Genomic DNA, 13949 nt, shown 5'->3' with positions numbered 1-13949 from the left:
TGGCCAGGTCAAGAGCGGTCGTTGTCGCCACTTCTCTCGCGTCCTCGTCGTCTCGTCGTCGCCGCTGGGATTACCAGCGGTAGTGGGCGAAGGCCTTGTTGGACTCGGCCATCTTGTGCGTGTCCTCACGCCGCTTGACGCTGGCGCCGAGGCCGTTGCTGGCGTCGAGCAGCTCGTTCATCAGCCGCTCGGTCATGGTCTTCTCGCGGCGGGCGCGGGAGTACTGCACCAGCCAGCGGAGCGCCAGCGTGGTGCTGCGCGCGGCGCGCACCTCGACCGGCACCTGGTAGGTGGCGCCACCGACACGGCGGCTGCGCACCTCAAGAGTGGGCTTGACGTTGTCGAGAGCGCGCTTCAGCGTGACTACCGGGTCGTTGCCCGACTTGTCCTTGCAGCCCTCGAGGGCGTCGTAGACGATCGACTGGGCGAGCGACCGCTTGCCGTTCAGAAGCACCTTGTTGATGAGCGCGGTGACCAGCGGTGAGTTGAACACCGGGTCTGCGACAAGCTGTCGGCGCCCAGCGGGACCCTTGCGCGGCATGTCAGCTCTTCTCCTTCTTCGCGCCGTAACGGCTGCGGGCCTGCTTGCGGTTGCGGACGCCCTGGGTGTCCAGCGAACCGCGGATGATCTTGTATCGAACACCCGGCAGGTCCTTCACACGACCGCCACGCACGAGCACGATGGAGTGCTCCTGAAGGTTGTGACCGACACCAGGGATGTAGGCCGTTACCTCGATGCCATTGGTGAGCCTGACACGCGCCACCTTGCGGAGGGCGGAGTTCGGCTTCTTGGGGGTCGTCGTATACACGCGCGTGCAGACGCCGCGCCGCTGGGGGCTCCCCTTGAGCGCCGGTGTCTTGGTCTTACTGACCTTGTCCTGGCGGCCCTTGCGGACCAGCTGCTGAATCGTGGGCACCGCGTCTCCGTTCATGCTTGGCCGGTAATTCGAAAAGTCGTGCGTTTCGCAGGCTCTGCCGGTGTCATGACCTGCTGTTTTTCCCTCGGCTCCGACCCACGCGCTCGGGCGTGTCGCGATCTTTGCCGCACTGTGCCCGACGATGGCCTGACCAGTGGAGGAGATCACGCGGCGTCCGAACGACCTCCGTGGAGGCCTTGGAGCGCACGCATGTGAGCCCATGAAGCCACGGGCACGAAGGGCAAGACTACCTAGCCCATCGCAACACGTCAAAACGGTTGCGCCGAGCCGCTCATGCGGGCGGCTTCGGGGCGTGTCGTGGTCCCGCGGCCGGTTTCCCCCCGACCGCTATCAGGCTCCCGTCAAGTTTACCGGCACGCGGAGACTTCTCTCGACGATTTCCCTGTCTTGCCTCGCCCGCCGCCCGACGTGGGGCCCCCGGACCGTACGCGGGGCCGCGCTCCCGGGGCTCGCACGGCCGGCCACGGGACCGGAGACGCCACGAGGGGCGCCCGCTCCCCTTCCGGGAAACGCGCGCCCCTCGTCCGCTCGGAGCCGGGACCGGCCGGCGAGTGCCGGCCGGGCCGCTAGCGGTTGTACTGACCGAAGTCGTACTCCTCCAGCGGGACGGCTTCGCCGCTGCCCGTGCCGAAGGTGTAGTCGGTCGCGGAGCCGTCGTAGCCGCCGACGGTGTACATCGCCGCCTTGGCCTCCTCGGTGGGCTCGACCCGGATGTTGCGGTACTGGGACATGCCCGTACCCGCCGGGATGAGCTTTCCGATGATGACGTTCTCCTTGAGACCGAGCAGGGAGTCGGACTTGGCGTGGATCGCCGCGTCGGTGAGCACCCGGGTGGTCTCCTGGAAGGACGCCGCCGACAGCCACGACTCGGTGGCGAGCGAGGCCTTGGTGATGCCCATGAGGACCGGACGGCCGGAGGCGGGGGTGCCGCCCTCGGCGACGACCTCGCGGTTGACCATCTCGAAGCGCGGCCGCTCGACGAGCTCGCCGGGCAGCAGGTCGGTGTCACCCGACTCGAGCACGTTCACGCGCTTGAGCATCTGCCGCACGATGATCTCGATGTGCTTGTCGTGGATCGACACACCCTGCGAGCGGTACACCTGCTGGACCTCGGCCACCAGGTGGAGCTGCACGGCCCGGGGGCCGAGGATGCGCAGCACCTCGTTGGGGTTGACCGCACCGGCGATGAGCTGCTGGCCCACCGTCACCCGCTGGCCGTCGCCGACCAGCAGGCGCGACCGCATCGACACCGGGTAGGCGATCTCCTCGGAGCCGTCGTCCGGAGTGATGACGATCTTGCGGGTCTTGTCGGTCTCGTCGATGCGCGCGCGGCCGTCGGCCTCGCTGATCGGGGCGACACCCTTGGGGACGCGCGCCTCGAACAGCTCCTGGACACGGGGCAGACCGTGGGTGATGTCCGCGCCCGCCACACCACCGGTGTGGAAGGTGCGCATCGTCAGCTGCGTGCCGGGCTCACCGATCGACTGGGCCGCGATGATGCCGACGGCCTCGCCGACGTCCACGAGCTTGCCGGTCGCCAGCGAGCGGCCATAGCAGGTGGCGCAGACACCGATCTTCGCCTCGCACACCAGCGCGCTGCGGGTCCTGACCGTCTCGATGCCGGCCTCGACCAGCGCGGTGACGGTGATGTCGCTGATGTCGACACCCGCCGTCGCGATGATCTTGCCGTCCACCTCGACGTCCTCGGCCAGGATGCGGCCGTGCACGTTGCTCTCGGCGTTCTCGGCCTTGCCGAGGTTGCCGGAGGAGTCGCGCTCGCCGACGTGCAGCGGGACGCCGCGGTCGGTGCCACAGTCGATCTCGCGGACGATGACGTCCTGCGCGACGTCCACCAGACGACGGGTCAGGTAACCCGAGTCGGCGGTACGCAGAGCGGTGTCCGCGAGGCCCTTCCGCTGTCCGTGGGTGGAGATGAAGTACTCCAGCACCGACAGGCCCTCGCGGAAGGAGGACTTGATCGGCCGCGGGATCGTCTCACCCTTGGTGTTGGACACCAGACCACGGATGCCCGCGATCTGACGGACCTGCATCTTGTTGCCTCGGGCGCCGGAGTTGACCATCATCCAGACGGAGTTGGTCGCCGGGAAGGCGTTCACCATGTCGGTCTCGACGTCCGCCGTGGCGTGCGTCCAGATCTCGATGAGCTCCTGGCGGCGCTCCTCGTCGGTGATCAGACCGCGCTCGTACTCACGCTGGACCTTGTCGGCCCTCCGCTCGTACGACTCCATGATCGCGGCCTTGTTCGGCGGCGCGACGACGTCGTCGATGGAGATCGTGACGCCGGAGCGGGTCGCCCAGTGGAAGCCGGCGTCCTTGAGCGCGTCCAGAGCGGTCGCGACCTCGACCTTCGGGTACTTCTCAGCGAGCTCGTTGACGATCGTCGAGAGCTGCTTCTTCCCGATCTGCGAGTTCACGAACGGGTAGTTGTCCGGCAGGGTCTGGTTGAACAGGCACCGGCCCAGGGTGGACTCCAGGCGGTAGGCCTCGCCGGCCTCCCAGCCCTCGGGCGCCTGCCAGCCCCGCGGCGGCGGGACGTCCTTGACGCGCACCTGGATCTTGGCCTGGATGTTCAGCTCGCGCCGGTCATAGGCCATGAGCGCCTCGGACACCGAGCCGAAGACCCGGCCCTCGCCCTCGGCGCCGTCGAGCTGGGTGGTCAGCCAGTAGAGGCCGATGATCATGTCCTGGGTGGGCATGGTCACGGGCTTGCCGTCGGCCGGCTTGAGGATGTTGTTGGTCGAGAGCATCAGGATGCGCGCCTCGGCCTGGGCCTCCGCCGACAGCGGCAGGTGGACCGCCATCTGGTCGCCGTCGAAGTCCGCGTTGAACGCGGTGCAGACGAGCGGGTGGATCTGGATCGCCTTGCCCTCGACGAGCTGCGGCTCGAAGGCCTGGATGCCGAGGCGGTGCAGGGTCGGCGCGCGGTTGAGCAGCACCGGGTGCTCGGTGATGACCTCTTCGAGCACGTCCCACACGACCGGCCTGGCCCGCTCGACCATGCGCTTCGCCGACTTGATGTTCTGCGCGTGGTTCAGGTCGACCAGGCGCTTCATCACGAACGGCTTGAAGAGCTCCAGCGCCATCTGCTTGGGCAGGCCGCACTGGTGCAGCTTCAGCTGCGGGCCGACGACGATGACCGAACGGCCGGAGTAGTCGACTCGCTTGCCGAGGAGGTTCTGCCGGAAGCGGCCCTGCTTGCCCTTGAGCATGTCGGACAGCGACTTCAGCGGACGGTTGCCCGGCCCGGTGACCGGACGGCCGCGGCGGCCGTTGTCGAACAGCGCGTCGACGGCCTCCTGGAGCATCCGCTTCTCGTTGTTGACGATGATCTCGGGCGCGCCGAGGTCCAGAAGCCGCTTGAGGCGGTTGTTCCGGTTGATGACGCGGCGGTACAGGTCGTTGAGGTCCGAGGTCGCGAACCGGCCACCGTCGAGCTGCACCATCGGGCGCAGGTCCGGCGGGATGACCGGGATGCAGTCGAGGACCATGCCGTTGGGCGAGTTGCGCGTCGTGAGGAACGCGGACACGACCTTGAGCCGCTTGAGCGCGCGGGCCTTCTTCTGACCCTTGCCGCTGCGGATGGTCTCGCGCAGCGACTCGGCCTCGGCGGCCAGGTCGAAGTTGTTCAGGCGCTCCTGGATGGCCTGGGCGCCCATGCCACCGCGGAAGTAGCGGCCGAAGCGGTCGCGCATCTCGCGGTAGAGCAGCTCGTCACCCTCAAGGTCCTGAACCTTGAGGTTCTTGAAGCGGCTCCAGACCTCTTCCAGGCGGTCGAGCTCGCGCTGGGTGCGGTCGCGGAGCTGACGCATCTCGCGGTCGGCACCCTCGCGCACCTTGCGGCGCACGTCACCCTTCGCGCCGGTGGACTCCAGCTCGGCGAGGTCGGTCTCGAGCTTCTTCTGCCGGGCCTCGATGTCGGCGTCGCGGCGCTGCTCGATGTGCTGCCGCTCGACGGAGATCTTCGCCTCCAGCGACGGCAGGTCACGAGCACGCATCTCGGTGTCGACATACGTGATCATGTAGGCCGCGAAGTAGATGACCTTCTCAAGGTCCTTCGGGGCCAGGTCCAGCAGGTACCCGAGGCGCGACGGGACGCCCTTGAAGTACCAGATGTGGGTGACCGGAGCGGCCAGCTCGATGTGGCCCATCCGCTCACGACGCACCTTGGCGCGAGTCACCTCGACGCCACAGCGCTCACAGATGATGCCCTTGAAGCGGACGCGCTTGTACTTACCGCAGTAGCACTCCCAGTCGCGGGTGGGGCCGAAGATCTTCTCGCAGAAGAGCCCGTCCTTTTCCGGCTTCAGGGTGCGGTAGTTGATGGTCTCGGGCTTCTTAACCTCGCCGTGCGACCACTGACGGATATCGTCGGCCGTGGCGAGACCGATTCGCAGCTCGTCGAAGAAGTTGACGTCGAGCACTTCTTATCCCCTCGCTTGAAAATCAGACCTCTTCGACACTGCTCGGCTCGCGCCGGGACAGGTCGATGCCGAGCTCCTCCGCCGCGCGGAAGACATCCTCGTCGGTGTCCCGCATCTCGATGGACATGCCATCGCTGGAGAGAACCTCGACATTGAGGCACAGCGACTGCATTTCCTTGATGAGGACCTTGAAGGACTCAGGGATACCCGGCTCGGGGATGTTCTCGCCCTTGACGATGGCCTCGTAGACCTTCACTCGGCCGAGAACGTCGTCGGACTTGATGGTCAGCAGCTCCTGGAGGGCGTAGGCCGCTCCGTAGGCTTCGAGCGCCCACACCTCCATCTCACCGAACCGCTGGCCACCGAACTGGGCCTTACCGCCGAGCGGCTGCTGGGTGATCATGGAGTACGGACCGGTCGAGCGAGCGTGGATCTTGTCGTCGACCAGGTGGAGCAGCTTGAGGATGTAGATGTAGCCGACCGAGATGGGGTGCGGGAACGGCTCCCCGGAGCGGCCGTCGAACAGCCGGGCCTTGCCGCTGACGCCGACCATGCGCTCGCCGTCGCGGTTGACCAGGGTGTTGTCGAGCAGACCGGTGAGCTCCTCCTCGTGGGCACCGTCGAACACCGGGGTGGCGACGTTGGTGCGAGGCGCGACCTGGCCGAAGCCCTTGTCGCGCAGCCGCTCCGCCCACGCCTCCTGGATGCCCGTGATGTCCCACCCTCTGGCGGCGATCCACCCGAGGTGGGTCTCCAGCACCTGGCCGACGTTCATCCGGCCGGGCACGCCCAGCGGGTTGAGGATGATGTCGACCGGGGTGCCGTCCTCCAGGAACGGCATGTCCTCGACGGGGAGGATCTTGGAGATGACGCCCTTGTTGCCGTGGCGCCCCGCCAGCTTGTCACCGTCGGTGATCTTGCGCTTCTGGGCGACGTACACCCGGACCAGCTCGTTCACGCCGGGGGGGAGCTCGTCGCCCTCCTCGCGGCTGAACACGCGGACACCGATGACCTTGCCCATCTCGCCGTGCGGCACCTTCAGTGAGGTGTCGCGGACCTCGCGGGCCTTCTCACCGAAGATCGCGCGCAGCAGGCGCTCCTCCGGGGTCAGCTCGGTCTCGCCCTTGGGCGTGACCTTGCCGACGAGGATGTCACCGGGCACGACCTCGGCGCCGATGCGGATGATGCCGCGCTCGTCGAGGTCGGCCAGGACCTCCTCGGAGACGTTCGGGATGTCCCGGGTGATCTCCTCGGGGCCCAGCTTGGTGTCGCGGGCGTCGACCTCGTGCTCCTCGATGTGGATCGAGGAGAGCACGTCGTCCTGCACCAGGCGCTGGGACAGGATGATCGCGTCTTCGTAGTTGTGACCCTCCCACGGCATGAACGCCACGAGGAGGTTCTTGCCCAGGGCCATCTCGCCGTTGTCGGTGCAGGGACCGTCGGCGACGACCTGGTTCACCTCGACCCGGTCGCCCTCGCGGACGATGGGCTTCTGGTTGAAGCAGGTGCCCTGGTTGGAGCGCTTGAACTTCGCCACGCGGTAGGTGGTGCGCGTGCCGTCGTCGTTCATCACGGTGACGTAGTCGGCCGAGACCTCCTCGACGACGCCCGCCTTCTCAGCGGTGATCACGTCGCCGGCGTCGGTCGCGGCGCGGTACTCCATGCCCGTGCCGACCAGCGGGGCCTCGCTCTTGAGCAGGGGCACCGACTGGCGCTGCATGTTGGAGCCCATGAGCGCGCGGTTGGCGTCGTCGTGCTCCAGGAACGGGATCATGGCGGTCGCGACGGACACCATCTGGCGCGCCGAGACGTCCATGTAGTCGACCTCGTTCGGCCGGATGAACTCGACCTCGCCGCCCTTACGGCGGACCAGGACGCGGTCTTCCGCGAATGCTCCGTCAGCGCGCAGCGGCGTATTGGCCTGGGCGATGACGTGCCTGTCCTCCTCGTCGGCGGTCAGGTAGTCGATGTCCTCCGTGACACGGCCGTCCACGACCTTGCGGTACGGGGTCTCGACGAATCCGAAGGAGTTGACGCGGCCGAAGGACGACAGCGAGCCGATGAGGCCGATGTTCGGGCCTTCAGGCGTCTCGATCGGGCACATCCGGCCGTAGTGGGACGGGTGCACGTCACGGACCTCGAAGCCGGCCCGCTCACGGGACAGACCACCGGGGCCGAGCGCGGACAGACGCCGCTTGTGCGTCAGGCCGGCCAGCGGGTTGGTCTGGTCCATGAACTGCGACAGCTGCGAGGTGCCGAAGAACTCCTTGATCGACGCCACGACGGGGCGAATGTTGATCAGGGTCTGCGGCGTGATCGCCTCGACGTCCTGCGTGGTCATCCGCTCGCGGACGACGCGCTCCATGCGGGCCAGGCCCAGACGGACCTGGTTCTGGATGAGCTCGCCGACCGTGCGCAGGCGGCGGTTGCCGAAGTGGTCGATGTCGTCGGTCTCGACGACGACCTCACCGTTCGCCCCGGGCATCGAGATCTCGCCGGCGTGCAGCCGGACGATGTACTCGATCGTGGCGACGATGTCGTCTTCGGTCAGCGTCCCCTGGGTGATCTCGGAGTCGACGCCGAGCTTCTTGTTGATCTTGTAGCGGCCGACCTTGGCGAGGTCGTAGCGCTTGTGGTTGAAGTACAGGTTCTCGAGCAGCGTCTGAGCGGACTCCTTCGTAGGAGGCTCGCCCGGGCGCAGCTTGCGGTAGATGTCGAGCAGCGCGTCGTCCTGGCCGGACGTGTGGTCCTTCTCCAGGGTGGCGCGCATCGACTCGTACTGGCCGAAGCGCTCGAGGATCTTCTCGCTGGTCCAGCCGAGCGCCTTGAGCAGGACCGTGACGGCCTGCTTGCGCTTGCGGTCGATGCGGACACCGACGCTGTCCCGCTTGTCGATCTCGAACTCGAGCCAGGCACCGCGCGAGGGGATCACCTTGCAGCCGTACAGGTCCTTGTCGGAGGTCTTGTCGACCGAACGGTCGAAGTAGACACCCGGGGACCGCACCAGCTGGGAGACCACGACACGCTCGGTGCCGTTGATGATGAAGGTGCCCTTCGAGGTCATGAGCGGGAAGTCGCCCATGAACACCGTCTGGCTCTTGATCTCACCTGTGGTGTTATTGATGAACTCCGCCGTGACGAACATCGGGGCGGAGAAGGTCATGTCCTTGTCTTTGCACTCATCGACTGAGTACTTGGGAGGCTCGAACCGGTGGTCGCGGAACGACAAGGACATCGTTCCGGAGAAGTCCTCGATGGGACTGATCTCCTCGAAGATCTCTTCGAGACCGGATTGGGCCGGAACGTCCTTGCGCCCGGCCTGGCGAGCCGCTTCGACCCGCGACCGCCATTTCTCGTTGCCGAGCAGCCAGTCGAAGGACTCGGTCTGCAGGGCGAGAAGATCGGGAACTTCGAGCGGCTCCTGAATGCGCGCGAAAGAAACGCGGCGGGGACCAGCGGGTACGGCGAAGGCGTTGCGCGAGGCTGCCAACAGATGTCCTTCCGAGGGCTCGCGGACTGACTACACGCACGCCAGACGACCATGCATCAAAGTTACCTAGAGAAGCGGGTCGTCAAAGGGCAGCGCAAAGGGGCAGTGTAGCCGATGGGCATACACCTGTCCACTTCAGTCTCGCTCTGCGCTCCACGTTGGACGCAGCATCGCCCGTCAGCGCCGAAACGTCAAGCCCGTGAGGCCGGATTCGAGCGAACCGATGGCCGTCACGCTGGGTTTTCTTCCCTACTGGAGACTGAGGGGCCGGCCGGATCCAGACGATACCCGCGAGGCGGATCGGCTAACGCTCAGTCACACGGAGGGTCGAAGGCTTGCCGCCCCACGACGCTGTCGTGCCCTTTGACATCCCCAAGCTCGCATTCCTCAAACCCAAGCTTTACTAACAATTTAATAACGCGCCACGCCGGGGCAGGTCCAGGGCCTCGGTGGACGGGATCTCAGCTGGTCGGGGCATTGCCGATCAACGTCGACAACTCAGACACCAGCCAGTGGCCCTCGCCTCTGACCAGCACGAACCGGGCGCGGTTCTGGACGACCTGTTTCTGGGGTTGCTTCTCGCCCGGGAACACCTTGGTAGTTCCCATGTTCATGAAGAGCAACACCTGAACCCGGTCGGGCGTCGCGGATTCGACGGCCGCAGCGGCCACCACCGCCTGCTGGACGGTCTGCTGCCTCCTGACGGTGGGGGCCAGCACCCGCGTCAGCTCGCGGTAGTGCCCGGCGAGATCGCCCGTGGCGTACCCCCGCGCCCGCGCCAGGTCGGCGTCGATCGTGCGGTAGTCGTACGACAGCATGTCCGGCGCGTACGTGCGGGCCGCCGCCAGCGCCTCCGCCGAGGCGGACTCGCTGTCGCGCAGATCGCGGAGGCGCAGATGGCCGACGGCCACCAGAACGGCCAGAACGGCCGCCAGAAGGCCCAGGAGCGCGACGGCCACAACATATGCCCAAGGCCGCGAACGGCGCCGACGACCGCCCTCCAGGGGCTCCAGGGCTCCATCGGCGGTCACGCGATCTGCTCCAGTCTCGACACCCACCACGCGCCCCGGATCTTGGTGACCTCCACGCTCCAGCGGTAGAAGCGGTCCTGGGGGGCGGTCTTGGCCCCATCCCACCGGATCACCGAGTCGGCCACGACCAGCACCCGCGCCGTGCTCTTGGGCCCGTCCATCGAGACGATGCCGGCCGCGCGCACCACACCCGTCTGGACGGCCTTGTTCAGCCGGGTCGCCGCCTTGAGCCGCTCGGCATCTCTGGCGTACTGGTCCTTGGCCTGACCCATGGAGGTGTCCAGGACCCGCTGCACGTCGCGGTCGACCGTGCGGTAGTCCACGGCCATCAGGGTGAGGGCGTAGCGCTCGGCGGCCTGGACGGCGGCGAGGCGGTCGCGCGCCGCCGACCGCGCCTGGTCGAGGTCGTCGCCGACGCGCACCCAGGCGGTGCCGAGGAGGCCGATGAGCACGAGCAGCACGCAGATCACGAGGATCCTCGACCTGCGAGGGGACCGCGCCGCGTGAAGCGCCACCTGTTCCCTCCCATCGCCCGGTCCGCCGCGAGGCGGCGCCACGACGACCCAAGACGACCCAAGACGACATGGACGCCGGAAGCGGAGGCCGACCAGTCAGCCGGTCGCCGGATCATAACCCGGTATGAAGATCCACATCGGCGATCATCCCGTTTCGGGCCGCCCGGCCGCGAGATACGGGCACAACGCAACCGGCCGCGAGATTCGGGCGCAAAGCAAAAGGGGCGGGTCACCCGGCACCTGGGTGATCCGCCCCTTTTGTGTGGAGCTTTGTGAAACGTCAGACGCGAGACGTCACTTGACGGTGACGGTGGCGCCGGCGCCCTCGAGGGCGGCCTTGGCCTTCTCGGCGGCTTCCTTGTTGACCTTCTCGAGCAGCGCCTTGGGGGCACCGTCGACGAGGTCCTTGGCCTCCTTCAGCCCGAGGCTCGTGAGCGCGCGGACCTCCTTGATGACCTGGATCTTCTTGTCGCCGGCGGCCTCGAGGATGACGTCGAACTCGTCCTGCTCCTCGACCTCCTCGGCGGCGGCGCCTCCACCGGCGGGGCCGGCGGCGGCGACGGCGACCGGAGCGGCGGCCTTGACGTCGAAGGTGTCCTCGAAGAGCTTCACGAAGTCGGAGAGCTCAAGAAGGGTCATCTCCTTGAACGCGTCGAGCAGCTCGTCGGTGCTGAGCTTCGCCATGGTGGTGATTCCTCCGTATTAATTACAAAACTTGGAAACGGACCGCGGTATGCGCCTGAATCCCCTGCTGTGGTCGCTTTCGCGCCCGACCTACTCGCCTGCGTCCTCGCTGGCGTCCGCCACGACGGCGTCCGCCACGACCGCGTCCGCTCCGCCGGTCTCCTCGCGCTTGGCGCGAAGAGCCTCGACGAGCCGGGCCATGGTGGTGGGCAGCGCGTTGAACGTGGCAGCGGCCTGAGACTGCTTCGCCTTCATCGCGCCGGCCAGCTTCGCGAGGAGGACCTCGCGCGACTCCAGGTCGGCAAGCGTGGTGATCTCGGCCGGGGTCATCGACCTGCCGTCGACGACACCGCCCTTGATGACCAGGAGGGGATTGGCCTTGGCGAAGTCACGCAGACCCTTGGCCGCCTCGACCACGTCGCCACTGACGAACGCGATCGCCGTCGGACCCGTGAACAGGTCGTCCAGGACGGTGACCCCGGCCTCGTTGGCCGCGATCTTCGACAGCGTGTTCTTCGCCACGGCGAACTTCGCATTCCCACCGAGAGTGGTGCGCAGCTGCTTCAGCTGAGCCACGGTGAGACCGCGGTACTCGGTCAGGACAGCGGCGTTCGAGCTCTCGAACCGATCCTTGAGCTCGGTGACCGCGGTCGCCTTTTCCGCCCTCGCCATGGGCCTCCTTCCAGATGTGCCACCGGCGAAGGGCCCAAGGCGTCCACGAAACGAAAAAGCCCCGGCGCAGGCGCACGGGGCTCACACACGGATGTCGCGCGGCTGGCGCCGCACGAGAGACCATATGGAAACTCACATCACACCTACGCGGGCCGTCCACAGTCGTGAACCTTGGGCCACCGAGCCATTGACAGGCTCAGCGACGACCGGCGGTCTTCGGCATTGCACACTGTACGCGGTGTTCACGCCGCACGCCAAATCCAGGCGTGGAAGAGGCAACGCACCCCCCGATCGAGATCGAGGGGTGCGCGCGAGCCGCGAGGCCCGGAGGTCACGCTCGGGGTCAGCTGCCCGTGGTGGCCCCGTCGGCGCCCGGGAGGCCCTTCATGTCCCCGAGGTTCGCCGGGAGCTCGCCCACCTGGTCGGCGGGCGGCGCGGTGACCTCGGCCGCGTCGTTGAACGAGGTGAACAGCGAGGTGAGCTTGAAGGTGCCCTCGCCGGCTCCGCCGTTCATCTCGACCTTGCGCGGGAGGCTCTGCCCGTCGATCCACGCGTCGAACTTCATGTCCTTGACGTTGGTGAGCTGGCCCTGCAGCTTCTGCTGCATCTCGGGCGTGAGCTGCTTGACGGCCTCCGCGACCGTGAACGTGCCCTTGTAGTGCGTGGTGTCGGTGCCGCCGACGGTCTCGGTGCCGACCTTGGTGACGTCCTTGGAGGTGGTCAGCATCTTCACGCTGCTCTGCAGGTCCATCTGCTGGGCCTGCCCGAGGAACTGGTTGACGTCGACGCCCGCGGACTGGCCGGCCTTGGCGAGGTCGATCTTGATCCAGGGCTTGGTGCCGCCCACGAGCTTGCTGAGCAGGTCGACCTTCACGTACGCGGTCTGACCGAGGAGGATCACGCGCGCGCCGCCCGGGACGTTCTGCCCGCTGACGTTGATCTGGTCGAGCGTGACGTCGGAGGCCACCTGAGGCTTCTGGTGGTAGACCATCGTGCCCTTCACCGAACCCGCGCCCTCCTTGGGGGCGTTGAAGTCCAGGGCGAGCTGCGCGGTGTACGAGGTGACGGCCTCGGCGTTCTTGGCACTCTGCTGCAGCGTCTCGGCCGCGGAAAGCTGCACGGCACCGAGCGACTCGGTGGAGGTCTGCGCGGTCTGCTGGCCGCATGCTGATACCGCGATGAGCATGGCCGAGCCCACGGCCGCGATCGCGGGTGTCATTCGACGCTTCACTTGGTATCCCTTCGTATCCCCCGGAAGTGCTTTCGACCCTACGCGCCAGCACTACCCCGTGCGGCGTCTTATGCGCATCGATTGCCAGGCCGTAGGCGTGACCGCATTGGCGAAATGCACTCTCACCTGCGAAGAAAGAAGTATCGGAGAATACGAAAAAGGCCCGCGCCCGAAGGCGCGGACCCTTTCGCGTTGAATCGGCGGGCCGTCTCGGACGTCAGGCGTCGAGGTCGGCCGTGATGCCCCGCGTCACGTTCGGGTCGACCGGGATGCCCGGGCCCATGGACGTGGAGAAGGTGACCTTCTTGAGGTAGCGCCCCTTGGCCGCGGACGGCTTGAGACGGATGACCTCGTCGAGCGCGGCGGCGTAGTTCTCCAGGAGCTGACGCTCCGGGAACGACACCTTGCCGATGATGAAGTGGAGGTTCGCGTGGCGGTCGACACGGAACTCGATCTTTCCGCCCTTGATCTCGGTCACGGCCTTGGCCACGGCCGGCGTGACGGTGCCGGTCTTGGGGTTCGGCATGAGACCACGCGGGCCGAGGACGCGGCCGAGGCGGCCGACCTTGCCCATGAGGTCGGGCGTGGCCACGACGGCGTCGAACTCGTTGAGGCGGTTGCCCTTGGCGATCTCTTCGATCAGCTCGTCGGCGCCGACGATGTCGGCGCCCGCGGCGCGGGCCTCCTCGGCACGGTCGCCGGTCGCGAAGACCAGGACCCGGGCGGTCTTGCCGGTGCCGTGCGGGAGGTTGACGGTGCCGCGGACCATCTGGTCGGCCTTGCGGGGGTCGACGCCCAGCCGCAATGCCACCTCGACGGTCGCGTCGAACTTGGTGACCGAGGTGCCCTTGGCCAGCTTGGCGGCGTCCACCGGGGTGTACAGCTGCTCGCTGTCGATGGTGTCCGCTGCCTTGCGGTAGCTCTTGCTGCGCTTCACTTGCTTCTC

General features: G+C 67.1%; 10 protein-coding genes. All 10 read right to left on the bottom strand.

Annotated elements, in window-relative coordinates:
* Positions 1-70: 70 nt before the first annotated feature.
* Positions 71-541 carry a 30S ribosomal protein S7 gene (gene rpsG / locus ACOZ38_RS05380; protein ID WP_358546952.1) on the bottom strand — a complete coding sequence of 157 codons (471 nt, stop codon included), beginning with the start codon at positions 539-541 and terminating at the stop codon, positions 71-73.
* A 1-nt stretch (position 542) separates the two neighbouring features.
* Positions 543-917 (bottom strand): 30S ribosomal protein S12, encoded by a 375-nt coding sequence (gene rpsL / locus ACOZ38_RS05375; RefSeq protein WP_061253213.1) that lies wholly within the window; start codon positions 915-917, stop codon positions 543-545.
* A gap of 587 nt (positions 918-1504) precedes the next feature.
* Positions 1505-5380 (bottom strand): DNA-directed RNA polymerase subunit beta', encoded by a 3876-nt coding sequence (locus ACOZ38_RS05370; protein WP_424529068.1) that lies wholly within the window; start codon positions 5378-5380, stop codon positions 1505-1507.
* Positions 5381-5402: 22 nt separating this feature from the next.
* Positions 5403-8870 (bottom strand): DNA-directed RNA polymerase subunit beta, encoded by a 3468-nt coding sequence (rpoB, locus tag ACOZ38_RS05365; protein ID WP_424529067.1) that lies wholly within the window; start codon positions 8868-8870, stop codon positions 5403-5405.
* Positions 8871-9331: 461 nt separating this feature from the next.
* A complete protein-coding gene (locus ACOZ38_RS05360; protein WP_424529066.1) occupies positions 9332-9829 on the bottom strand; it encodes a hypothetical protein in 498 nt (165 codons plus the stop codon).
* A 68-nt stretch (positions 9830-9897) separates the two neighbouring features.
* A complete protein-coding gene (locus ACOZ38_RS05355) occupies positions 9898-10416 on the bottom strand; it encodes a hypothetical protein (protein ID WP_405144527.1) in 519 nt (172 codons plus the stop codon).
* A gap of 294 nt (positions 10417-10710) precedes the next feature.
* The gene (gene rplL, locus ACOZ38_RS05350; RefSeq protein WP_262846532.1) at positions 10711-11100 is read right to left on the bottom strand and encodes a 50S ribosomal protein L7/L12; all 390 of its coding nucleotides are present in this window, start codon (positions 11098-11100) and stop codon (positions 10711-10713) included.
* A 90-nt stretch (positions 11101-11190) separates the two neighbouring features.
* The gene (gene rplJ, locus ACOZ38_RS05345; protein WP_405144525.1) at positions 11191-11772 is read right to left on the bottom strand and encodes a 50S ribosomal protein L10; all 582 of its coding nucleotides are present in this window, start codon (positions 11770-11772) and stop codon (positions 11191-11193) included.
* 343 nt (positions 11773-12115) lie between these two features.
* On the bottom strand, positions 12116-12991 hold the full coding sequence (locus tag ACOZ38_RS05340) for a DUF1396 domain-containing protein (RefSeq protein ID WP_424529065.1): 876 nt from the start codon (positions 12989-12991) through the stop codon (positions 12116-12118).
* A 229-nt stretch (positions 12992-13220) separates the two neighbouring features.
* The gene (gene rplA, locus ACOZ38_RS05335) at positions 13221-13940 is read right to left on the bottom strand and encodes a 50S ribosomal protein L1 (RefSeq protein WP_405144523.1); all 720 of its coding nucleotides are present in this window, start codon (positions 13938-13940) and stop codon (positions 13221-13223) included.
* Between the last annotated feature and the right edge of the window lie 9 nt (positions 13941-13949).

Origin of the sequence: Sphaerisporangium viridialbum (assembly GCF_049674955.1) — a bacterium.
In the GTDB taxonomy this organism is placed as follows: Bacteria; Actinomycetota; Actinomycetes; order Streptosporangiales; family Streptosporangiaceae; genus Sphaerisporangium; species Sphaerisporangium viridialbum.
This window is presented reverse-complemented; position numbering and strand designations above follow the sequence as displayed.